This window comes from Candidatus Pelagibacter sp. HIMB1542 (genome assembly GCF_052047835.1).
GTDB lineage: Bacteria > Pseudomonadota > Alphaproteobacteria > Pelagibacterales > Pelagibacteraceae > Pelagibacter.
In genome coordinates, this window is sequence record NZ_JBNAJB010000001.1 from 536528 (window position 1) to 556649 (window position 20122).

Genomic DNA, 20122 nt, shown 5'->3' on the forward strand with positions numbered 1-20122 from the left:
AGGTATAAAATTTCTATAATATGAGTAACTATTTTATAATACTAGCTTCGGGACAAAGCAAAAGATTTAATTCAAAAAAACCTAAACAATATAATATTTATGATGGCAAACCTTTATTTAAACACTCTCTTGATAAAGCTTTAAAGTCAAAACTTTTTAAAAAAGTAATAATTGTAGTTAACAAAAAAAATGAAGTTAAGGAAAAATTTCCAAAAAATGTTTCAATTATCATTGGTGGGAAAGAAAGATCCGACTCTTCGTTGATTGCTTTAAAATTTATTAAGAAATACAAACCTACCAATGTACTTATCCATGATGCAGCAAGACCAAATTTTACAATAAATCTATTAAAAAAATTAATAACTTCACTAAAAAAATATAAAGGAGTAATACCTGCAATCAAATCTAAAGACTCAATCAAATATAAAATTAAAAATCAAATATTTAATTTAAATAGAAACAATTCTATTCTAACACAAACCCCTCAAGCTTTTAAATTTCAAGATTTGTATAATTTGTCAATTAAACAAAAAAAAGCAATTACAGATGAGGCAACTTTATTTATTGAAAAAAACCTAAATGTAAAATTTATCCAAGGTGAAAATTTAAACAATAAAATCACTTTCAAAGAAGATATTAAGGAAAAGTTAACTTACTTTGGTATTGGATTTGATATCCATAGATTAATCAAAGGTAAAAAACTTTATTTAGGAGGTATTAAAATACCTTATCACTCAGGATTAAAAGGACACTCAGATGGTGATGTGATTATTCATTCGATAATTGACGCGATATTAGGAGCTATGAGAAAAAAGGATATTGGAACTTTTTTTCCAGACAACAGTAACAAGTTTAAAAATATTAGATCTCTTAAAATGCTAAAACCAATAATAAAGTTATTAAATTCAAATAATTACTATATCAATAATTTAGACATTAATCTGATTTGTGAAAAACCAAAAATATCAAAATATAGAAATAAAATAATTAATTCGCTTTCAAACCTGTTAAATTTAAATAAAGATTTAATTAATTTAAAAGGTAAAACTACAGAAAAACTTGGATTAATAGGAAAAGAAAAAGCAATTGCCTGTGAAGTGATTTGCTCGATATCAAAATGAAAAAAATTAATGTTTTAATTTCAACTTTCTTTGGTTACGGATACTTAACAAAAATGCCTGGAACTGTTGCATCGGTTGTCACAACAGTCTTTATTTATGTAGCTTATGAAATTCTTGATTATACAAGTTTAAAATTCTCAATTGTTTTTTTTGTTATTTTGTTTTTTTACTCTTTTTATGCTGTCAAAGACTCAGAGAGTGAATTTGAAAATAAAGATCCTAGACAAATTGTAATTGATGAAGTTTTGGGTCAATCAATGCCATTGATACTTTTGCTATATTTAAATCAAACCAATAAAATCATTATTTCTGTTGAATTTTATTATATCATTTCTTTATTATCATTTAGATTTTTTGATATTTTAAAACCATTTCCGGTAAGCTATTTTGATAAAAATCATAAAAATTATTTTGGTATAATTATGGATGATATAATGGCTGGTCTTTATTCAATGGTTGTTGTTTATTTAGTTAGTTTCATATTTTGATGAATTTAAAAAAACTACATAAAAAGTTGATAGATAAAAAATTAACAATTTCTGTAGCTGAATCATGCACAGGTGGTTTGTTGGCTAGCAATCTTACTAAACTAGCAAATTCATCCAGATACTTTCAAATGGGTTTAATTACTTACTCTAATGATGCAAAAATCAAAACCTTAAAAGTAAATAGTAATATCATTAAAAAATATGGTGCTGTAAGCAAAGAATGCTGTGAAGCAATGGTAAAGAATTTATCGAAAATTTCGAAGAGCAAAATCAATATATCAATTACAGGTATAGCTGGACCTGGTGGTGGAACTAAAGATAAACCAATAGGTCTTGTCTATATTGGGATTAAAACAGGAAAATATTTATTAATTTTAGAAAATAAATTTAAATCTAGGGACAGATCAAGTATACAAAAAAAAACGGTAAGAGAAGTATTAAATAAAATTACAAAAATTATTTCTTAAAGATTTTCAGCTCTTTTTTGAAAAGCATCAGCTATTTTGTTTAAACCGAATTGAAATGATTTTTCCATTATTAAATTCAAAAACTTATTTTTAATTTCAAAATCAACATCAAATTGAACTTCAGTTAAATTATCTTTTTCTACAAATTTCCAATTATTTTCAAGATGTTTTAAGGGACCATCAATATTGGTTACATGAATAGTGTCATTTTTTTTATCATATCTTACATCACTTTTATAAGTATCTATAAAGGGTCTTTTGCCAATGGTCAGATCAGCAATTATTTTTTTTATATTTCCCTCATCATTTGTTTCATAAACTTTTGAGTCTATACAAAATGGAATGAATTCAGGATACTTTTTAATATCTAAAACAAAATCAATTAATGTTTGTTTATCACGTGCTATATGACGTGTGACTGATGCTTTAGGCATTAATTACTTTTTATTCTGTTTTGTTGTAACTTAGCAAAATCCTCATCGGCATGATAAGAAGATCTTGTTAAAGGTGATGAGGAAACTAATAAAAATCCCTTAGCTTTTGCTACAGTTCCTAAATCATCAAATTCTTTTGGGGTATAATATCTATCTAATGGAAAATGTTTTGTTGATGGCTGCAAGTACTGGCCGATGGTTATAAAATCTACATCAGCTGCTCTCAAATCATCCATAACTTGGAATATTTCATCTCTTGTTTCTCCTAACCCAACCATAATTCCAGATTTAGTAAAAATATTTTTATCAATTTTCTTTGCATTTTTTAAAAGCTCTAAGGATGCAAAATATCTAGATCCTGGTCTTACTTTTAAATAAAGACTGGGTACAGTTTCAATATTATGATTAAAAACATCTGGTTTAGCTTTAATAACTTTTTTATAAGCCTCCCCTTTTCTTAAAAAATCTGGTGTTAAAACTTCTATAGTTGTATTTGGATTTGATTTTCTTGTTTGATTAATCACATTATAAAAATGTTCAGAACCTCCATCGTCTAAATCATCTCTGTCAACTGAAGTTATTACAACATGTTTTAAATTTAACTTTTTTACAGCTTCTGCAATTTTGACTGGTTCTAATGAATCTAAATTACCTGGAACGCCAGTTTTAACATCACAGAAAGCACATGCTCTTGTACAAGTATCACCCATTATCATAAAAGTTGCGTGTCTCTTACTCCAACATTCAGTAATGTTTGGACAGTTTGCTTCCTGACAAACAGTTACTAAATTATTACTATTAACTAATGTTTTCGTTAAAAAAAATTCTTTGCTATTTGTAAGCTTTGATCTAATCCAATCTGGTTTTTTTTTAATTGGATTTATCGGCTTATTTTCTTTTTCAGGATGTCTACTTTTCATCTCTTTCAATTAAATAAATCGTTTCACCTTTTTTACCAAATAAAAATCTTTCTCTAATTAATATTTCCACATAATCTAAATCTAGATTTGTACTTAATAGAGAATTTTTATGATCTATATCCTCAATTTTCTTAATTAATAATGTCTCTTCTTTTTTCAAGTCAGACAAAAGTTCTTTTTTTTCAAAATATGAAAAAAGCCCTCTTTCTCCAGAAACTAAATTAAAAATAAAATAAAATATTAAAAAAATTGATGTTAATAAAAAATAATTTCTTTTTATTAATCTCAACATTAATTGATTTTATTCATTCTTGCATTATTTCCAAGTTCTTCTTCAATACGAATTAATTGATTATATTTAGCAACTCTTTCTGAACGTGCTAAAGATCCTGTTTTAATTTGATTAGAATTTGTTCCAACTGCTAAATCAGCAATGAATGTGTCCTCGCTATCTCCAGATCTATGAGAAATTATTGTTTTATAACCGATAGTTTGAGCAAATTTAATTACATCTAGAGTTTCAGAAACAGTACCTATCTGATTAAGTTTAATTAATATCGAATTAGATGAAATATTTAAAAATCCTTTTTTTAATCTCTCAAGATTTGTAACATAAAGATCATCTCCCACAATCTGAACATTTTTGACAGAACGCATTAATTTATTCCAAGCTATCCAATCATTTTCTGCAAAAGGATCTTCTATAGATTTAATTTTATATTTCTTAATAATTTTTTGGTATTCTTTTATTGATTTTTCAACAGAAACAAAATTTTTTGAATGGATTGAATATTTGTTTTTTTTCAATAGTTCATTTGCAGCTACATCCAAACAAATTGAAACATCTTTACCATTAACAAATCCAGATTTCTTAATTGCAGAGACAATCAAATCTAGAGCCTGGTTATTGTTACTAATCATTGGTGCAAAACCACCTTCATCACCAACTGAAGTAGAATAACCTTTGTTTTTTATTAAATTACTTAGGTTTTTAATTACAACAAAACAAATCCTCATTGCTTCTGAAAAACTTTTTGCTCTATCTGGTCTTATCATAAATTCTTGAATTCTAAGACCATTGTTGGCATGAGCTCCGCCATTAATAATATTCATTAATGGATAAGGTAATTGAAAATTATTTTTTAAAAAAAAAGTTTTATATAAAGGTAGTTTTTTTACTTTTGCAGAAAGTTTTTTTACAGCCATTGATACTGCAAGTATAGCATTTGCACCTAGATTAGTTTTTTGTCTGGTACCGTCTAAATTAATTAATAAGGCATCAATTCTCTCTTGATTATGAGCGCTTTGACCTTTTAATTTTTTTGAAATTTTTGAATTTACTAATTCAACAGCTTTTAAAACACTTTTACCTAGATACTTCTTATTATTTTTATCTCGTTTTTCAAAAGCTTCATAAGTTCCAGTTGATGCACCTGATGGGCATATGGCAGATGCACTCAAATTATTTGTATAAACCTCTGCCTCTACAGTTGGATTTCCCCGACTATCAAAAACTTGCCGTGCTTTTACTTTTGTTATTTTACTCACTTAATAAGGTTATCAATTTCGGTTAATTGTTTTACTAAATTTTCTAGTTTATCTATAGGAACCATGTTAGGTCCATCAGATGGAGCATTATCAGGATCTTGATGAGTTTCTATAAATACACCAGCAACCCCAACAGCAACAGCTGCTCTTGCAAGATACTCAACAAATTCTCTTTGACCACCAGAAGACTCTCCTTGTCCTCCAGGTTGCTGAACTGAATGCGTTGCATCAAAAATAACTGGATAACCATTCTTAGCCATAATAGGCAAAGATCTCATGTCAGAAACCAAAGTGTTGTATCCAAAACTAGCACCTCTTTCAGTAACAAGAATATTTGAGTTTCCTGAGTCTGATATTTTTTTTGTAACATTCACCATGTCCCAAGGTGCTAAAAATTGACCTTTTTTAACATTTATAATTTTGCTTGTTTTTGCAGCAGCAATTAAAAGATCAGTTTGTCTACAAAGAAAAGCTGGAATTTGTAAAACATCAACATGATTAGCAACGACTGAACATTGCTCTGAATTATGAATATCAGTTAAAATTGGAACATTTAATTCTTTTTTTATTTTGTCAAATACAGGTAATGAAGCTTCCAAACCAGCGCCTCTCTTACCTTTTAAACTTGTTCGGTTAGCTTTATCAAAAGAAGTTTTATAAATAAAACCTAAACCATATTTCGAAGTTATTTCTTTTATTTTTCCAGCCATGTCCATTGCATGCTGTTCTGTTTCAAGCTGACATGGACCAGCAATAATACAAATTTTTTTATCGTTTGAAATTTCTATGTTCCCACAATTGACTGTAATGCTACTCATTTATGATTTTTTGCTGCTTTGATAAATGAAGAGAATAAAGGATGAGGAGATAAAGGTCTAGATTTAAATTCAGGATGGAACTGAACTCCAATAAACCAAGGATGATTTTTAAGTTCAATTATCTCAGGAAGTTTATTATCTGGTGATAAACCAGAAAATATTAGTCCATTTTTCTCAAATTTTTCCTTGAATGAAATATCCACTTCATATCTATGTCTGTGTCTTTCTTTGATTAATCTTGATTTATAGATATCTCTAATTTTAGACTTATCTTTTAAAATAGCATCATAAGAACCAAGTCTCATTGTTCCACCTAAATTTTTATCTGTACCTTTAACTTTTTTTCCACTTTTTTCCCACTCATTCATTAAACCAATTATATGAACACCACCTTTATCAAACTCAGAAGAAGTTGCTTTTTTAATTTTTAATTTATTTCTAGCAAATTCTATTATTGCCATTTGCATACCGTAACAAATACCTAAAAATGGTATTTTGTTAATTCTGGCATATTTAATTGCTTCGATTTTTCCCTCAGTTCCTCTTTTTCCAAAACCTCCTGGTATCAGAATACCTGAAACATTTTTAAGTTTAATTTTAATTTCAGAAACTTTTAATTTTTCTGAATCAATTCTAACTAAATTTACCTTCAGGTTGTTTGTAATTCCTCCATGAGTTAAGGCTTCATCTAATGATTTATATGCATCTTTTAATTCTACATATTTACCTATTATCGCAATATTAACTTGTTTTTTTGTATTAAGTGTAATTTTAGTAATTTTCTTCCAAGGATCTAGGTTATTTGATTTTTTAGATTTTATTTTAAAATAATCTAAAACTTGAACATCCAACTTTTCTTTAGCAAAACTAATTGGTGCTTCATAAATTGTTTTTACATCAACCGTTTCAATTACATTTTTAATATCAACATTGCAAAATAGAGATATTTTTTTTCTATGCTCTAAAGGTATTGGTCTTTCTGATCTACAAATAATTATATCAGGTTGAATACCAATACTTCTCAATTCTTTTACGGAGTGTTGTGTTGGTTTAGTTTTTATTTCATCTGATGCTTTTAAATATGGAACTAAAGTTAAATGAATAAATAAAGCATTTTTTTTCCCAATATCATTTGAAAATTGTCTTATAGCCTCAACAAATGGTAAACTTTCAATATCTCCTACAATTCCACCTATTTCGCAAATTACAAAATCTTCCTTTGACGTGTCGTATTTAATAAATTCTTTAATTCTGTCGGTTATATGTGGAATAACTTGAACTGTCTTTCCAAGATATTCTCCTTTTCTTTCTTTCCTCAGAACATCACTGTAAATTTTTCCTGTAGTGATATTATCTGTTTTCTTTGCGGTAACTCCTGAAAATCTCTCGTAATGACCTAAGTCTAAATCTGTTTCAGCACCATCATCTGTTACAAAAACTTCACCATGTTGGAATGGACTCATTGTTCCAGGATCTACATTTAGGTAAGGATCTAATTTTCTAAGCCTAACTTTATAACCACGTGACTGTAATAGATAAGCTAGAGATGCTGATGATAGACCTTTACCTAGGGAAGAAACCACGCCGCCAGTGACAAATATATATCGCGCCATGGAATTATCTTATAGCTAATAAAAAAAGAAATAGAAAGTATTAATTAATTATTTTCAGGAATTGTTGGAGTATCTTCGGTTTTTTCTTCGACTGTGTCCAAAACTGATCCTGTAGGAGTTAATTCTGCTCTAGAAATTATTGTAAGCGCTAAGCTACAAATAATAAATAAAGTTGCAACTATAGCTGTTGCTTTAGTAATAAAACTACCAGCAGACCTTGATAGCATAAAATTTTCTTGTGAAACACCAATACCTAAAGCACCACCCTCTGATTTTTGAAGTAGCACAAGCACAACCAAAATAAACGCAAGTATGATATTGACTACAAGTAATAATGTTTCCATGTGGGTCTAATTAATGGTTTTTTTAATTATATCAATAAATTTCTTTGGATTTTGTGATGCTCCACCTATTAAAAAACCATCTATGTCAGGAATTATTTTTAATTGATCAACATTTTTACTGTTAACAGAGCCTCCATATAAAACTTTTGGAGATTTTTTTCCAAATTTACTTTTTATAAATTTAATTGATTTAGACAGTTCCTCTGATGAAGGAATTAAACCAGTTCCAATTGACCATACTGGTTCGTATGCAATAATTATATCATTATTTTTTTTGATAGATTTTAGTCCTTTCTTTAATTGACTATTTAAAACTTGATTAGTCTTTTTATCTCTTTTTTGTTTTAGTGTTTCACCAATACAAAAAATAATTTTTAAACCTGATTTAATTGAATTTTTTATTTTAAGATTAATTAGTTTGTCATTTTCTCCTGCCATTCTGTTTTCGGAATGACCCAAAATCACAAATTTTGCTCCAACACTTTTAAGCATTGTTGCATTAACCTGACCTGTAAAAGCTCCATAGTCTAAACTTTGATGAGAATTTTGCGCACCAACTTCAATATTTGTTTTACTAAGTCTTTTTGAAATTGGACGTATTAGAGTATTTGGAGGACAATAAATTAGTTTGAACTTATTTTTTTTATGACTTTTTGTGAATTTAATAACTTTATCTAATGAATTTATAGTTTTTAAATCTCCAAACATTTTCCAATTAGCTATAAAATACATATATTTATTTGTCATAATTGACATTTTAATCTATAGATTTGTTTTTTATATTCAATAAATTTTAACACTATGTTTAACACTATTAAAAATTTAGGTTGGAAAAAATCAGGAGGATTTTTGGTGATGGCTTTTGTTGCTTTCGCTTTTATCTTTGGAGGTTTTGGGGGTGGCTTTAGCACTAACAATCAAAATAATATTGCTAAAATAAATAAAACTAATGTTACCACTAAAGATTTTATGGACTATGTTAATCAAAGTGGAATTTCACAAGAAGCAATAAGAAATAATTTAGACAACAACATTATAGAAGAATTACTATCAGGACTTATTTCATCAACTTTAATTAATCTAGAGATTGAAGATTTTAAACTTTCTATAAACGAAAAGACAATTTTAAAATATTTAAAAGACAATAAAAACTTTAAAGACGAGAATGGTGCTTTTGAAAGAATTAAATACGAAAAATTTTTACTTTCAAATAATATGTCTGCTCCTTTGTTTGAGTTGAAATTAAAAAATCAAGGTTTACAGAAACACTTATTTGATTTTATCGGTGCAGGTACTGTTACCCCTGAATTTCTAATAGAAAGTAAATTCGAAGAAAACAATAAATCATTATCTATTGAATACTTCAATATGGAAAATTTATATAAGATTAAAGATGATTATACATCAGATGAAATCATCACATTTATTGAAGAAAATAAAGATCAATTAAAAAGAGAATATATTGACTTCAAATATGTGGTTTTAAATCCCAAAAATTTAATTGGAATTGATGAATTTAATCAAGATTTTTTTAACGAAATTGATGCAATAGAAAATAAAATTTCTCAAAATGAAAGTTTTAGTTTGATAATTGAAAACATAAATGTGGATGTTAATAATATTAATGAATTTGCTCCAGATGAAAACACTGGTGCGAACGAAAAGTTAATTTACGCTAAGAAATCAAACAAATTAGATATATTTGAAAGTGGCGATAATTATATTCTTTATAATATAGAGAATGAATATGATCGTTCACCAGATTTAAATGATGAGATAGTAAAAAGTAAAATTGTCGAGCTTATTTATCAAAAAGGTAAATTTGATTACAATAGAAAAATAATTGAAGAAATACAGAGTGATGGATTTAATGAAAGTAAATTTATAGAGTTAAGTTCAGGTAAAATCCAAACTGGATCAATTAATTCAATTAGTGATGATGGGCTGTTTGAGGTAAATTCAATTAAAATGCTCTACTCATTACCTCAAAATTCTTTTGCTTTAGTAAACAATACTAATAATCAAATATTTTTAGTCAAAATAAAAGATATAAATAAAAATACTATAAATAAACAAGGTGAGGAATATAAAGGATTTGTAAATTCACAAAATACAAACAACAGAAAAAGTATTTTACAATCTTACGATACCCTGTTGAATAATAAATATCAGGTTCAATTGAATCAAAAAACTATTGATAGAATTAAAAACTATTTCAAATGATAATTAATCGAAGCTTCAAAGATTTTAAGTTTCGACATAGAAGCAAAAAAAATCAGATTATATACACTTCTAAAAAAGTAAATTCTGATAATGAAGTAATAAATTTAATCGATAATTTTTTAGAGGAAAAAAATAGTTTTATATTTGAGTCTGTTGAAAAAGGAAAAATTAAAGGTAGATACACAATTTTTGGTAAAAATCCTGATAAGATCTGGGAGTTCAACAACCAAAAATCATATTTAATCACTGAAAATAAAAAAATCATTCTTAAAGATAAACCAGAAGAGTTAATAGAAAAAATTATTGAAAATTTTAAATTTGATACACCTAAGAATTTACCTAAGATTTGTTCGCTAATTTCAGGTTATTTTTCATACGACTCTATTAGGTACATAGAAAAAATTCCTAACTCTTGTAAAAATGATCTTAATTTACCTGATGTAAGATTGATGAGACCAAGAACCTTAGTTATTCATGATAATTTAAAAAAAGAAATATTTTATATAAGTAATGTTTTTAATGATGAAAAAATTAAAAATTATCAAAAAAAGTATGACTCTATAAAAACTGATCTATTTAAACTATTAATTCAATCATCGATCAAAAATATTGATTCAAAAAGAGTATTAAAAGAAAAAAAAATTAAGGTTAAATCAAACACCTCTAAAAATAAATTTCTTGCAATGGTAAATAAAGCTAAGAACTACATTAAACTTGGTGATATTTTTCAAGTTGTTTTAAGTCAAAGATTTGAGGCAAAATTAACAAAAAAACCTTTGGAAATTTATAAAAAACTTAGAGTAACTAACCCCTCTCCTTTTATGTTTTACTTCAACTTTAATGACTTCCAAATTATTGGGGCAAGTCCAGAAATTTTAGTAAGACTAAGAGATAATAAAATTACAGTTAGACCAATAGCAGGTACTAGACCAAGAGGAAAAAATAAAAAGGAAGATCTTTTATATGAAAAAGACCTTCTTAAAGACAAAAAAGAACTTTCTGAACATTTAATGCTTTTAGATCTAGGAAGAAATGATGCTGGTAAAGTATCAAAAATAAATACTGTAAAGGTAACCGAGAGTTTCATAATTGAGAGGTACTCTCATGTAATGCATATAGTTTCTAATGTAGTTGGAGAGTATAATAAAAAGTTCTCAAAATTTAAATCACTGTTGGCAGGATTTCCTGCTGGTACTGTATCTGGTGCTCCTAAAATAAGAGCAATGGAAATTATTGATGAATTAGAAACATCAAAAAGGAAAGTTTACGCAGGTGGAATTGGATACTTTTCTGCTAATGGTGAATTTGATACCTGTATTGCATTAAGAACAGCTGTAGCAAAAAATAAAAAATTCTATGTACAAGCTGGAGCAGGTATTGTGGCTGATAGTAAGCCTACAAACGAATATGATGAAACAGTGAACAAGGCGAAAGCTTTGATAAATGCTTTAAGATAATGAAAATATTATTAATAGATAATTATGATAGTTTTACATTTAATCTTTATCATTACATTTCTTCATTAGATGTAAAAGTTGATGTCATAAGAAATGATAAAATTAACTCTAAAGAAATATTAAGAAAAAAATATGATAAAATTGTTATTTCACCTGGACCTGGAAATCCAAATCAATCTGGAAATTGCATAAGCATTTTAAAATCGTTACATAAAAAATTACCCTTTTTAGGTGTTTGTCTTGGACATCAAATTATAGGTCAAGTCTTTGGATCTAAAATTATTCAAGCAAAAAAATTAATGCACGGAAAAACTAGCAAAATTAAATCACAAAAAATTGGGATTTTAAAAAATCTACCTCGTACCTTTGAAGCTACAAGATATCATAGCTTAATTATTGATAAACAAACCCTTTCGAAAGATTTAGAGATTACAGCTGAAACCGATGATGGGGCAATTATGGCTATCCAACATAAACAATTTAATATTCATGGTGTACAATTCCATCCAGAAAGTATTAAAACCAAGATAGGAATAAAAATTTTAAAAAATTTTATAAATTATTAATTTTATGGAAAAGATTTTAGAAAAACTTAAAAATAAAGAAAATTTAACCTTTGAAGAAAGTAAGTCAGCATTTGAAATTTTAATGACTGGTAAAGCTGATGAGGATCAAATCTATAAATTTTTAACACTTCTGTCTGAAAAAGGAGAAGTTGCAGATGAAATTGCTGGGGGTGTTTATGTGCTTAGAGAAAAATCTAAAAGAGTAAACGTTCAAGATTGCATAGATACATGTGGTACAGGTGGTGACGGCATGAACACTGTTAATATATCAACTGCATCAGCCTTACTTTTAGCTAGTATGGGTATAAAAGTTGCAAAGCACGGCAATAAAGCGGTATCTTCAAAATGTGGCTCAGGAGACGTTTTGGAAGCTCTTAATATTAAAATTGATTTAGAGCCGAGAGAAATAGAACAAAAAATAAGCAATAACAATTTTGGTTTTATGTTCGCTCCAAATTATCATAGTGCCATGAGATTTGTAGGTCCTGTAAGAAAGAAAATTGGTAAAAGAACTATTTTCAACATGATTGGTCCTTTAAGCAATCCTGCTCTAGTAGAAAGACAGGTTGTTGGAGTATTTGATAAAAAATTATTAAGAATTTTTGCAGAGGGATTAAAAAATTTAAATATAAAATTTGCATGGATAGTAAATAGCGAAGATGGATTGGATGAAATATCTCCTTATGCGAAAACAAATATAATACAATTAAAGAATGGAGAAATATCTGAAATCTTCGTTGATCCTAATTCAATTGGTGTGAATGCAGAAAAATTTGAGAATTTAATTGGTAATGATGCAAAATTTAATGCAGATAAAATGATTGAAATATTTAAAGGTAAAGATAATGATTTTTCAAAAGCAGTTTGTTTAAATGCTGCAGCTGGTTTAATTGTTGCAGAAAAGTTTGTTGATTTTAAAGAGGCCTATAATCACGCAAGACAATTCATTCTTTCTGGTAAAACTTTTTCACATTTGGAACAAATACAAAATGTCTGAAAACGTTTTAGAAAATATAATTAAAAAGAAAATCGAAAAAATTGATAATCTAAAAAAATCAATCGATCTTAAAAAATTAGATGAATTAATACAAAAAAATAAATCATACATAAATTTTAAAGATAAAATTCAAAACAATTTAAAAGAAAATAAAACTTCAATTATTGCTGAAATAAAAAAAGCAAGTCCTTCTGCAGGTGTTATAATTGAAGACTACAATCCAGTAGAAATTGCTAATATTTATTTAAAAAACAATGCTACTTGTTTATCAGTTTTAACTGAAGAAGATTATTTTTTGGGAAATTTAATCCATATAAGTAAAATAAAAGATAAGGTTAGTTTACCAATATTATGTAAAGATTTTTTTATTGATACTTTTCAAGTACCACTTGCTAAAAGTTATGGTGCAGATGCAATTCTGATTATTTTAGCTGGTGTATCTGATGATCTTGCAAACAATTTATATCAAGAAGCATTGAAATTAGATATGTCAGTAATAGTAGAAGTACATACTGTTGAAGAGGCTCAAAAAGCATTAAATTTTAAAGATGCACTAATTGGTATTAACAACAGAAACTTAAAAACACTTAAAACAGATATAAATACAACCTATGATATTTATAATGTTGTTAAAAACCATAAAGGACCTCTAATCTCTGAGAGTGGTATTAAATCTAAAGAAGAATTATTAGAATTAAACAGCAAGACTTCAATTAATACTTTTTTAATTGGTGAATCACTTTTAAAAAAATTGGATGAAAATTCAATTTTTTCAGTTTTGTAGTCAATTTAAGCCCTATTTTACTGACTTTTTTTAGTATTGTTAAATCAAAAGAACTTTTATAGAACATTGTTTGTACGATATTTGTTCTTATGCTAACAAAAAAACAAAAAAACCTGCTTTTATTTATCAACAAGAAGTTGAGAAGTTCAGGCGTGTCTCCTTCTTACGAAGAGATGAAACAATCTTTAAACCTAAAATCAAAGTCAGGTATTCATAGATTGATTAGCGCCTTAGAAGAAAGAGGATTTATCAAAAGATTGGCTCATAAAGCAAGAGCTTTAGAGGTAGTAAAATTACCCGAAACGGCTTCAGCAAATGATATTTACAATAGTTTTTCACCAAGCGTTATCAAAGGTGGTTTGGATGAAGAAGTTAACAATGCAGATGAAATAGAAGTACCAGTATTAGGAAAAATTGCAGCAGGTACTCCTGTAGAAGCAATTCAAAATGAAGTTTCAAGAATACCATTGCCAAATAATTTAGAAAAAAATGGAGATTATTTCGGATTGAAAGTTCAAGGAGATTCAATGATTGAAGCTGGAATTCACGAAGGAGACACAGTTATTATTAAAAGAACAGATACAGCAGATAATGGAAAAATTGTAGTCGCATTAATTGACGAACACGAAGCAATGTTAAAAAGAATTCGAAAAAAAGGTAAAGTTGTTGCATTGGAAAGTGCAAATAGAAACTATGAAACTAAAATATTTGGCCCCGATAGGGTAAAAGTTCAGGGTGTTTTGGTATCTTTATATAGAAACTTCTAAAAAAATAGTCTAAACATCTCTGATGTCAAAAGTAGCAACTCGTTTTGCTCCCTCTCCAACTGGGGCTCTTCATATTGGTGGTGTTAGAACTGCCTTGTTTAATTGGTTATATTCAAAAAATCAAAAAGGCACTTTTCATTTAAGAATTGAAGATACTGACAAAGAAAGATCGAAAGAAGAACACAAAATACAAATAATTAATTCCTTAAATTGGTTAGGGATAAAACATGATGATGAAGAATACATTCAGTCAACAAAAATTGATGATCATGTAAAAATTGTACACGAATTATTAAAAAATGGATTTGCTTATAAATGTTACTGTTCACCTGAAGAGATAGAAGAGCAAAAAAAAAGAGCTAGACAAAAGAAAATACCTTATATTTATAACAGAAAATGGAGGGATGCAGACGAAAAAGATGCTCCTAAAGAAATTAAACCTGTAATTAGATTTAAAAGTAAAATTGAAGGAAGTTCAATTCTTAAAGATTTAGTTCAGGGCGATGTTGAAATTGAAAACAGCACAATAGAAGATTTTGTAATATTAAGAAATGATGGAACTCCAACTTATAATTTGTCAGCAACTGTAGATGATCATGAAATGGGAATGACGCATATAATTAGGGGTGATGACCATAAAATAAATACCTTTAAACAAATACAAATTTATGAAGCAATGAAATGGGATGTGCCACTATTTGCCCATATTCCTTTAATTCACACAATAGAGGGTAAAAAATTATCCAAGAGAGATAATGCTTCAACCTTGGATGACTATTCAAAAATTGGAATTATGCCTGATGCTTTAAGAAATTATTTACTAAGACTAGGATGGTCATATCAAGACAAAGAAATATTTACTTTAGAAGAAAGTATAAAATTTTTTAACTTAGAAGGTATTGGAAAATCACCGTCAAAATTAGATATGAGCCGGATTTTGTCAATGAATGAGCATTATATCAAAAATATTGATGAAAATGATCTGTATGATCATCTTTTGAGATATTGTGAAGAATATAAAGATAAAATTGATACAGAAAAAGCATCAAAAATAAAATCATCTTTAGTATTTTTAAAAAATAAAGCAAAAACACTGGAAGAAATATTTAATAATGCAAAATATATCATTAGTGATGAAGTTAATTTTAATGAAAATGATTTAAAACTAATTGACGATAAGTCGAAAAAAATAATTAATGAATTTCAAGATGAAATTAAAAACTTAGAAAGTTTAACTAGAGATAATTTAGAGCCAATAGTCAACAACTTGATAAAAAAACATGAAACAAATTTCAAAGGTATAGGTCAACCGTTAAGAGTAGCCCTTACAGGATCTAAGTTTGGACCAGGGCTATATGATATTGTTATATCTTTAGGTAAAGCAGATGTTGAGAAAAGATTAAGAAAGATACTTAATTAAAATAGAACTTGCCTCACCTGCAGATGAAGTTTTAGACCTGATGCCCTCTAAAGTTTTGGAGCACTCACTTACTTGTTTTTTCATCAACTCGGGATTTTTAAGAAAATAAATAACAGACCTATATATTTCATCTCCATTACATTCTTTTTGAAGCAACTCAGGAATTACCTCACGATTATTAATTATATTTATAATATTTGCAAATTTTACGTTAACTAACATTTTAAAAATCATAAAATTAATAAAACTAAGTTTATAAATAATAATTGATGGAACATTAAAATTACAAATTTGTAATGAAACAGTACCAGATTTTGAAACAGCAAAAATAGATTTAGACAGAATTTCAGATTTAATATTTTCATCAGACACTATATCTATATTTTCAAAGTTATATTTTTTTACATGTTCTAAAATTAAACTTTCATTTTCTTCTGTTCCATGAATATAAAAAAAATATTCATTATGCTTTTTGTTCATTAATTTAATAAAATCTAATAATATAGGTAGCAAAACATTAGTTTCAGAATTTCTGCTACCAGGAAATAAAGATATAATTTTTTTATTTTTAGGTAAAATATTGTCAATAATAGTCTTGTTGTTTTCATTTCTTTCTATCAGAGGATGACCAACAAAAGTATTATTAATATTTTCTTCATCAAAGTATTTTTTTTCAAATTCAAACAACAAAAGAATATGATCAATAAATTTTTTAATTTTTTTAACTCTGTTCTTTCGCCATACCCATACTTGAGGTGCTACATAATGAATTGTTTTAATGTTGCTGTTTATTTTTTTAACTTTTTCAGCTACACGCAAAGTAAAATCAGGACTATCTACACTTAGCAATATATCAGGTTTAAATTTTACTATTTCTTCTACAGTTTTATTTATTTTTGATTTAATTCTAAAAATATTAAGCAATACACTTGTAAATCCCAAGTAAGTAATTTCCTTCAAATCATATATAGAATTAATTCCTAGTTTCTTTAAGTGAGTGCCACCAACGGATAAATACTCAATTTCAGAATTTTCTTGTTTTAATCTTGAAATTAAAGTCGATGCAAGTTTATCTCCTGATGGTTCACCAGTTAACACAAAAATTTTTTTCATATAACTTTAATAAAAATTTTATTTTTATTTGCAAAATTTATTACTTCTTTTTTATCGAGAAAAATATTTTTTTTAGATTTTAAGACTAGACCCTTTAATCCATATTTTTTTATATCTTTTAAAGTTTGCAAACCAACAGTTGGTAAATCCATTCTTAAATCTTGTTTATTTTTAGGTAATTTTATTAATATACCTTTTGAGTTTTTCTTGACTTTTGAAAGCATTTTTTTTGTTCCTTGCCTTCCCTCTTTTGCAATTATTTTTTGATCTTTGACAACTAAAGCCTGTATATGATCCAAATTGTTAATTTTATTGAAATAATTTTTAGCTTTTTCAATTGAGTTGTTATCATTCTTATTAGGCTTAGCTTTTGTATAGTTTCCTTTTTTAAGAGATAGTTCTGGGTTAAAATATATTGAGCTAATAACTTTAATATCTTCATCTGCAAGGATCTTAATTATAGATTTTATAATTGCAGCATCACCAATTTTAGAAGCTCTAATAACACTTGGCATATAGTATATACCTTTAAAATCTAATCTAAGAGAAGTAAAATTAGGCTTAGCTATTTTACCTGCAAATAAAACTTTTTTACAATTTTTTTTTTTAATTAAATTTATTATTTTTCCAAATTTTCCAATACTTATCCTATGAGAGTTTTTATCTTTATGAAATTTATTATTTTTTGAAAAATCTATAATAAAATATTCTTTTTTTAATTTTTTAATTTTATTTAAAACTATTTCAGGAAAATCTGTATCACCTAAAAATAAACCAATCATTTTATTTTGAAAAAGGATTGCAAATTGGTCTTTTTTTATCTTTTGTTATAAAATTAACTACCTCTGAAACTAATTCATTTTTTCTTAATTCATTTGGTAAATTACTTAAATTCTCTGTTAAATTCTCATTCTTAAATAATATTTTATAAGCTTCTGTTAGAGATAATATTTCTTTATTTGGAATATTTTTTCTTCTTAAACCAATAAGATTTAATCCTTGCAATATACTTCTGTTTCCATGTGCTATACCATATGGTATCACATCTCTAACTACTCCACACATACCACCTATCATTGCAAATTTACCAACCCTAGTAAATTGCTGTACAGCTGAATTACCACCAATTATGGCATTATCATCTACATGCGCATGACCACCCAATGGAACATTGTTTGCTAAAATAACATTATCACCAACAATGCAGTCATGGGCAATATGAGAAGACACCATAAAGAGACAATTATTACCAACTTGAGTTTTACCTCCACCACCTTCGGTGCCTGGATTAATGGTTACGTACTCTCTTATTTTATTGTTATCACCTATCTCTAATGATGTTTTTTCACCTCTAAATTTTAAATCTTGTGGATCATTTCCTATAGATGCAAATGGATAAATTTTATTATTTCTACCTATAATAGTATTACCTGTTATATTAACATGAGATTGGACAACTGTACCCTCTCCAATTTCCACATCGGGACCAATTACGGAATAAGGTCCTATTTTTGTATTTACTGAGATTTTGGCATTTGAATCAACAATTGCAGTTTTGTGTATCATTTGTTATCTCTTAAAAACTTTCTGATATTTTTTGCTGGATAACCCATTACTTTTTCATTATCAGGAATGTTTTTTATTACACCTGAGCCACCTCCAATTTCCACATTATTACCAACATTAATATGCCCTGAAATACCAGCTTGGCCACCTATTCTTACATTAGAACCAATAATTGAGCTGCCAGCAATTCCTACCTGTCCAGCTATGATAGAGTTTTCTCCTATTTTAACATTATGAGCTACATGTATTTGATTGTCTAAAAATGTATTTTTCCCAATAACAGTATTCGACATCGAACCTCTATCAATAGTAGACCCACATCCTATTTCACAATTTTCCTCAATAATTACAATTCCAATATGTGGATATCTTAAATTTTTATTTTTATTTGGAAAAAAACCAAAACCATGTTTTCCAACAACGCAATTATCTAAAACTTTAACGTTATTACTTATTAGTGAGTTTCTAATTATTGTATTTGAACCTATTGAACAATTGTCTCCAATAGAAACATTTTTTTCAATTATTGTATTGTGACCTATCTTGCAATTTGTACCTAATGATACATTTTCTCCAATTAAAACATTTTTGCCATAGATTACATTATCTTTAAAATTCGTTTCATCAATATAAGTTGCACTATTATCAAAATCATCATCAACAGCATCAGGATAAAACTTGGAAGTTATCTTTGATACTGAAACCAATACATTTTCAACAATTATGGGTACACAATTAGTTGGAAGTTCATTTTTTAAAGACTCTGTTGTGATACAAAAAGATGCTTTTGTTTTTTGAGCTAAATCTTTGTATTTTTTTGAATGAAAAAATGTAATCTCAGAATTGTTAGAGCTACTTAAATCTTTTATATCTTTTACTTTAGTAGTTGTTGTAAATGCCGTTGATTTACTATCAAGAGAGTTTAAAATATCTAGAATTGAGAACGGACCTTTATTTTTGAAAAAAGGATTTGACATAGTTGCTTTTAACAGAGCAATTAAAAGGAAGTTATCAATATTTATTGCTATTTATTTCTTATCAACAATCGTAGCTGACCAAATAGCGTCTGCCATCAATTTATTTTCAACGAATGCTTGCCCTTTGTACTTCCAAACTTTTCCATGTGATCTGATTGCTTCAATGTTTAATAATAATTTACAATTAGGTACCACTGGGTTTCTAAATCGAGCTTTTTCCACTCCCATCAAAAATACCAACTTATTTTTATAAACTGATTGATCTAAACCATGTGCAGTAAGCGCTGCAGCTGTTTGTCCAAAAGCTTCTACTATAAGAACTCCTGGCATTACAGGTTGATCGGGAAAATGACCTTGGACAAAAAAACTATCTTTCTTAACATTAACTAATCCAGTTGCTGAGGTTAATTTTTTAATATCATAAAGTTCATCAATTAATAACATTGGCTCACGATGTGGTAATAAATTTTGAATATCTTTTTTATTTAATATTGTCATT

At 27.4% G+C, this 20122-nt stretch carries 23 protein-coding genes; 10 read left to right on the forward strand and 13 right to left on the reverse strand.

What is annotated here, in order from left to right; genetic code table 11:
- Positions 1–20 precede the first annotated feature (20 nt).
- From ispF to ACTTBI_RS02945, 3 genes are read left to right on the forward strand one after another with little or no spacing between them, the layout of a single operon-like run.
- Positions 21–1121 (forward strand): 2-C-methyl-D-erythritol 2,4-cyclodiphosphate synthase, encoded by a 1101-nt coding sequence (ispF, locus tag ACTTBI_RS02935; RefSeq protein ID WP_440652478.1) that lies wholly within the window; start codon positions 21–23, stop codon positions 1119–1121.
- Positions 1118–1609 (forward strand): phosphatidylglycerophosphatase A family protein, encoded by a 492-nt coding sequence (locus tag ACTTBI_RS02940; RefSeq protein ID WP_440652479.1) that lies wholly within the window; start codon positions 1118–1120, stop codon positions 1607–1609. The genes ispF and ACTTBI_RS02940 overlap by 4 nt, the downstream gene beginning before the upstream one ends.
- Positions 1609–2076: a CinA family protein gene (locus tag ACTTBI_RS02945; protein WP_440652480.1), complete on the forward strand. Its 468-nt coding sequence runs from the start codon at positions 1609–1611 to the stop codon at positions 2074–2076. Before ACTTBI_RS02940 ends, ACTTBI_RS02945 begins: the two co-directional genes overlap by 1 nt.
- On the opposite strand, the gene ACTTBI_RS02950 is transcribed toward ACTTBI_RS02945, so the two are convergent.
- The 8 genes from ACTTBI_RS02950 to tpiA are packed head-to-tail and all read right to left on the reverse strand — an operon-like array spanning position 2073 to position 8500.
- Positions 2073–2510 carry a type II toxin-antitoxin system RatA family toxin gene (locus tag ACTTBI_RS02950; protein ID WP_440652481.1) on the reverse strand — a complete coding sequence of 146 codons (438 nt, stop codon included), beginning with the start codon at positions 2508–2510 and terminating at the stop codon, positions 2073–2075. The genes ACTTBI_RS02945 and ACTTBI_RS02950 overlap by 4 nt on opposite strands.
- Entirely contained in the window at positions 2510–3430 is a 921-nt protein-coding gene (lipA, locus tag ACTTBI_RS02955) for a lipoyl synthase (protein WP_440652482.1), read from the reverse strand. Before lipA ends, ACTTBI_RS02950 begins: the two co-directional genes overlap by 1 nt.
- Positions 3420–3722 carry an FtsB family cell division protein gene (locus ACTTBI_RS02960; RefSeq protein WP_440652483.1) on the reverse strand — a complete coding sequence of 101 codons (303 nt, stop codon included), beginning with the start codon at positions 3720–3722 and terminating at the stop codon, positions 3420–3422. The genes lipA and ACTTBI_RS02960 overlap by 11 nt, the downstream gene beginning before the upstream one ends.
- Entirely contained in the window at positions 3722–4978 is a 1257-nt protein-coding gene (gene eno, locus ACTTBI_RS02965) for a phosphopyruvate hydratase (RefSeq protein WP_440652484.1), read from the reverse strand. Before eno ends, ACTTBI_RS02960 begins: the two co-directional genes overlap by 1 nt.
- Entirely contained in the window at positions 4975–5796 is an 822-nt protein-coding gene (gene kdsA / locus ACTTBI_RS02970) for a 3-deoxy-8-phosphooctulonate synthase (RefSeq protein ID WP_440652485.1), read from the reverse strand. Before kdsA ends, eno begins: the two co-directional genes overlap by 4 nt.
- Positions 5793–7409, reverse strand: a complete 1617-nt coding sequence (locus ACTTBI_RS02975) for a CTP synthase (RefSeq protein WP_440652486.1) — start codon at positions 7407–7409, stop codon at positions 5793–5795. Before ACTTBI_RS02975 ends, kdsA begins: the two co-directional genes overlap by 4 nt.
- Before the next feature lie 44 nt (positions 7410–7453).
- Positions 7454–7753, reverse strand: coding sequence for a preprotein translocase subunit SecG (gene secG, locus ACTTBI_RS02980; RefSeq protein ID WP_440652487.1), 300 nt, complete (start codon positions 7751–7753; stop codon positions 7454–7456).
- A 6-nt stretch (positions 7754–7759) separates the two neighbouring features.
- Positions 7760–8500, reverse strand: a complete 741-nt coding sequence (gene tpiA / locus ACTTBI_RS02985) for a triose-phosphate isomerase (protein WP_440652488.1) — start codon at positions 8498–8500, stop codon at positions 7760–7762.
- Positions 8501–8554: 54 nt separating this feature from the next.
- Here tpiA and ACTTBI_RS02990 point away from each other — a divergent pair, with 54 nt between their 5' ends.
- From ACTTBI_RS02990 to gltX, 7 genes are all read left to right on the forward strand, one after another.
- Positions 8555–9976: a SurA N-terminal domain-containing protein gene (locus tag ACTTBI_RS02990; RefSeq protein WP_440652489.1), complete on the forward strand. Its 1422-nt coding sequence runs from the start codon at positions 8555–8557 to the stop codon at positions 9974–9976.
- Complete coding sequence (gene trpE / locus ACTTBI_RS02995) at positions 9973–11433, forward strand: anthranilate synthase component I (protein WP_440652490.1); 1461 nt, start codon at positions 9973–9975, stop codon at positions 11431–11433. Before ACTTBI_RS02990 ends, trpE begins: the two co-directional genes overlap by 4 nt.
- Positions 11433–11999 carry an anthranilate synthase component II gene (locus ACTTBI_RS03000; protein WP_440652491.1) on the forward strand — a complete coding sequence of 189 codons (567 nt, stop codon included), beginning with the start codon at positions 11433–11435 and terminating at the stop codon, positions 11997–11999. Before trpE ends, ACTTBI_RS03000 begins: the two co-directional genes overlap by 1 nt.
- Before the next feature lie 4 nt (positions 12000–12003).
- Positions 12004–12996, forward strand: coding sequence for an anthranilate phosphoribosyltransferase (gene trpD / locus ACTTBI_RS03005; RefSeq protein WP_440652492.1), 993 nt, complete (start codon positions 12004–12006; stop codon positions 12994–12996).
- On the forward strand, positions 12989–13780 hold the full coding sequence (locus ACTTBI_RS03010) for an indole-3-glycerol phosphate synthase TrpC (protein WP_440652493.1): 792 nt from the start codon (positions 12989–12991) through the stop codon (positions 13778–13780). Before trpD ends, ACTTBI_RS03010 begins: the two co-directional genes overlap by 8 nt.
- A gap of 89 nt (positions 13781–13869) precedes the next feature.
- Positions 13870–14547, forward strand: coding sequence for a transcriptional repressor LexA (lexA, locus tag ACTTBI_RS03015; RefSeq protein ID WP_440652494.1), 678 nt, complete (start codon positions 13870–13872; stop codon positions 14545–14547).
- Between the two features lie 22 nt (positions 14548–14569).
- Positions 14570–15967 (forward strand): glutamate--tRNA ligase, encoded by a 1398-nt coding sequence (gene gltX, locus ACTTBI_RS03020; protein ID WP_440652495.1) that lies wholly within the window; start codon positions 14570–14572, stop codon positions 15965–15967.
- Here the strand turns inward: gltX and lpxB are convergent.
- Genes lpxB through fabZ form a run of 5 tightly spaced genes read right to left on the reverse strand, consistent with a single transcriptional unit; the run spans position 15947 to position 20121 of the window.
- Positions 15947–17080: a lipid-A-disaccharide synthase gene (lpxB, locus tag ACTTBI_RS03025; protein ID WP_440652496.1), complete on the reverse strand. Its 1134-nt coding sequence runs from the start codon at positions 17078–17080 to the stop codon at positions 15947–15949. The two genes, gltX and lpxB, sit on opposite strands and share 21 nt — an antisense overlap.
- Positions 17077–17862 (reverse strand): LpxI family protein, encoded by a 786-nt coding sequence (locus tag ACTTBI_RS03030; RefSeq protein ID WP_440652497.1) that lies wholly within the window; start codon positions 17860–17862, stop codon positions 17077–17079. Before ACTTBI_RS03030 ends, lpxB begins: the two co-directional genes overlap by 4 nt.
- Before the next feature lies 1 nt (position 17863).
- The gene (gene lpxA, locus ACTTBI_RS03035) at positions 17864–18646 is read right to left on the reverse strand and encodes an acyl-ACP--UDP-N-acetylglucosamine O-acyltransferase (protein WP_440652498.1); all 783 of its coding nucleotides are present in this window, start codon (positions 18644–18646) and stop codon (positions 17864–17866) included.
- On the reverse strand, positions 18643–19623 hold the full coding sequence (gene lpxD / locus ACTTBI_RS03040; protein WP_440652499.1) for a UDP-3-O-(3-hydroxymyristoyl)glucosamine N-acyltransferase: 981 nt from the start codon (positions 19621–19623) through the stop codon (positions 18643–18645). Before lpxD ends, lpxA begins: the two co-directional genes overlap by 4 nt.
- Before the next feature lie 51 nt (positions 19624–19674).
- The gene (gene fabZ / locus ACTTBI_RS03045; RefSeq protein ID WP_440652500.1) at positions 19675–20121 is read right to left on the reverse strand and encodes a 3-hydroxyacyl-ACP dehydratase FabZ; all 447 of its coding nucleotides are present in this window, start codon (positions 20119–20121) and stop codon (positions 19675–19677) included.
- Position 20122 lies beyond the last annotated feature (1 nt).

What these genes read in the sequence shown, in the direction of transcription:
- ACTTBI_RS02940 (WP_440652479.1), top strand. Translation starts at nt 1,118, where the DNA reads ATGAAAAAAATTAATGTTTTAATTTCAACTTTCTTTGGTTACGGATAC.
- tpiA (WP_440652488.1), bottom strand. Translation starts at nt 8,500, where the DNA reads ATGACAAATAAATATATGTATTTTATAGCTAATTGGAAAATGTTTGGA.
- ACTTBI_RS03030 (WP_440652497.1), bottom strand. Translation starts at nt 17,862, where the DNA reads ATGATTGGTTTATTTTTAGGTGATACAGATTTTCCTGAAATAGTTTTA.
- ACTTBI_RS02975 (WP_440652486.1), bottom strand. Translation starts at nt 7,409, where the DNA reads ATGGCGCGATATATATTTGTCACTGGCGGCGTGGTTTCTTCCCTAGGT.
- ACTTBI_RS03010 (WP_440652493.1), top strand. Translation starts at nt 12,989, where the DNA reads ATGTCTGAAAACGTTTTAGAAAATATAATTAAAAAGAAAATCGAAAAA.
- lpxB (WP_440652496.1), bottom strand. Translation starts at nt 17,080, where the DNA reads ATGAAAAAAATTTTTGTGTTAACTGGTGAACCATCAGGAGATAAACTT.
- ACTTBI_RS02950 (WP_440652481.1), bottom strand. Translation starts at nt 2,510, where the DNA reads ATGCCTAAAGCATCAGTCACACGTCATATAGCACGTGATAAACAAACA.
- lpxD (WP_440652499.1), bottom strand. Translation starts at nt 19,623, where the DNA reads ATGTCAAATCCTTTTTTCAAAAATAAAGGTCCGTTCTCAATTCTAGAT.
- ACTTBI_RS02990 (WP_440652489.1), top strand. Translation starts at nt 8,555, where the DNA reads ATGTTTAACACTATTAAAAATTTAGGTTGGAAAAAATCAGGAGGATTT.
- lexA (WP_440652494.1), top strand. Translation starts at nt 13,870, where the DNA reads ATGCTAACAAAAAAACAAAAAAACCTGCTTTTATTTATCAACAAGAAG.
- ispF (WP_440652478.1), top strand. Translation starts at nt 21, where the DNA reads ATGAGTAACTATTTTATAATACTAGCTTCGGGACAAAGCAAAAGATTT.
- trpD (WP_440652492.1), top strand. Translation starts at nt 12,004, where the DNA reads ATGGAAAAGATTTTAGAAAAACTTAAAAATAAAGAAAATTTAACCTTT.
- ACTTBI_RS03000 (WP_440652491.1), top strand. Translation starts at nt 11,433, where the DNA reads ATGAAAATATTATTAATAGATAATTATGATAGTTTTACATTTAATCTT.
- gltX (WP_440652495.1), top strand. Translation starts at nt 14,570, where the DNA reads ATGTCAAAAGTAGCAACTCGTTTTGCTCCCTCTCCAACTGGGGCTCTT.
- ACTTBI_RS02945 (WP_440652480.1), top strand. Translation starts at nt 1,609, where the DNA reads ATGAATTTAAAAAAACTACATAAAAAGTTGATAGATAAAAAATTAACA.
- ACTTBI_RS02960 (WP_440652483.1), bottom strand. Translation starts at nt 3,722, where the DNA reads ATGTTGAGATTAATAAAAAGAAATTATTTTTTATTAACATCAATTTTT.
- fabZ (WP_440652500.1), bottom strand. Translation starts at nt 20,121, where the DNA reads ATGACAATATTAAATAAAAAAGATATTCAAAATTTATTACCACATCGT.
- kdsA (WP_440652485.1), bottom strand. Translation starts at nt 5,796, where the DNA reads ATGAGTAGCATTACAGTCAATTGTGGGAACATAGAAATTTCAAACGAT.
- lpxA (WP_440652498.1), bottom strand. Translation starts at nt 18,646, where the DNA reads ATGATACACAAAACTGCAATTGTTGATTCAAATGCCAAAATCTCAGTA.
- secG (WP_440652487.1), bottom strand. Translation starts at nt 7,753, where the DNA reads ATGGAAACATTATTACTTGTAGTCAATATCATACTTGCGTTTATTTTG.
- lipA (WP_440652482.1), bottom strand. Translation starts at nt 3,430, where the DNA reads ATGAAAAGTAGACATCCTGAAAAAGAAAATAAGCCGATAAATCCAATT.
- trpE (WP_440652490.1), top strand. Translation starts at nt 9,973, where the DNA reads ATGATAATTAATCGAAGCTTCAAAGATTTTAAGTTTCGACATAGAAGC.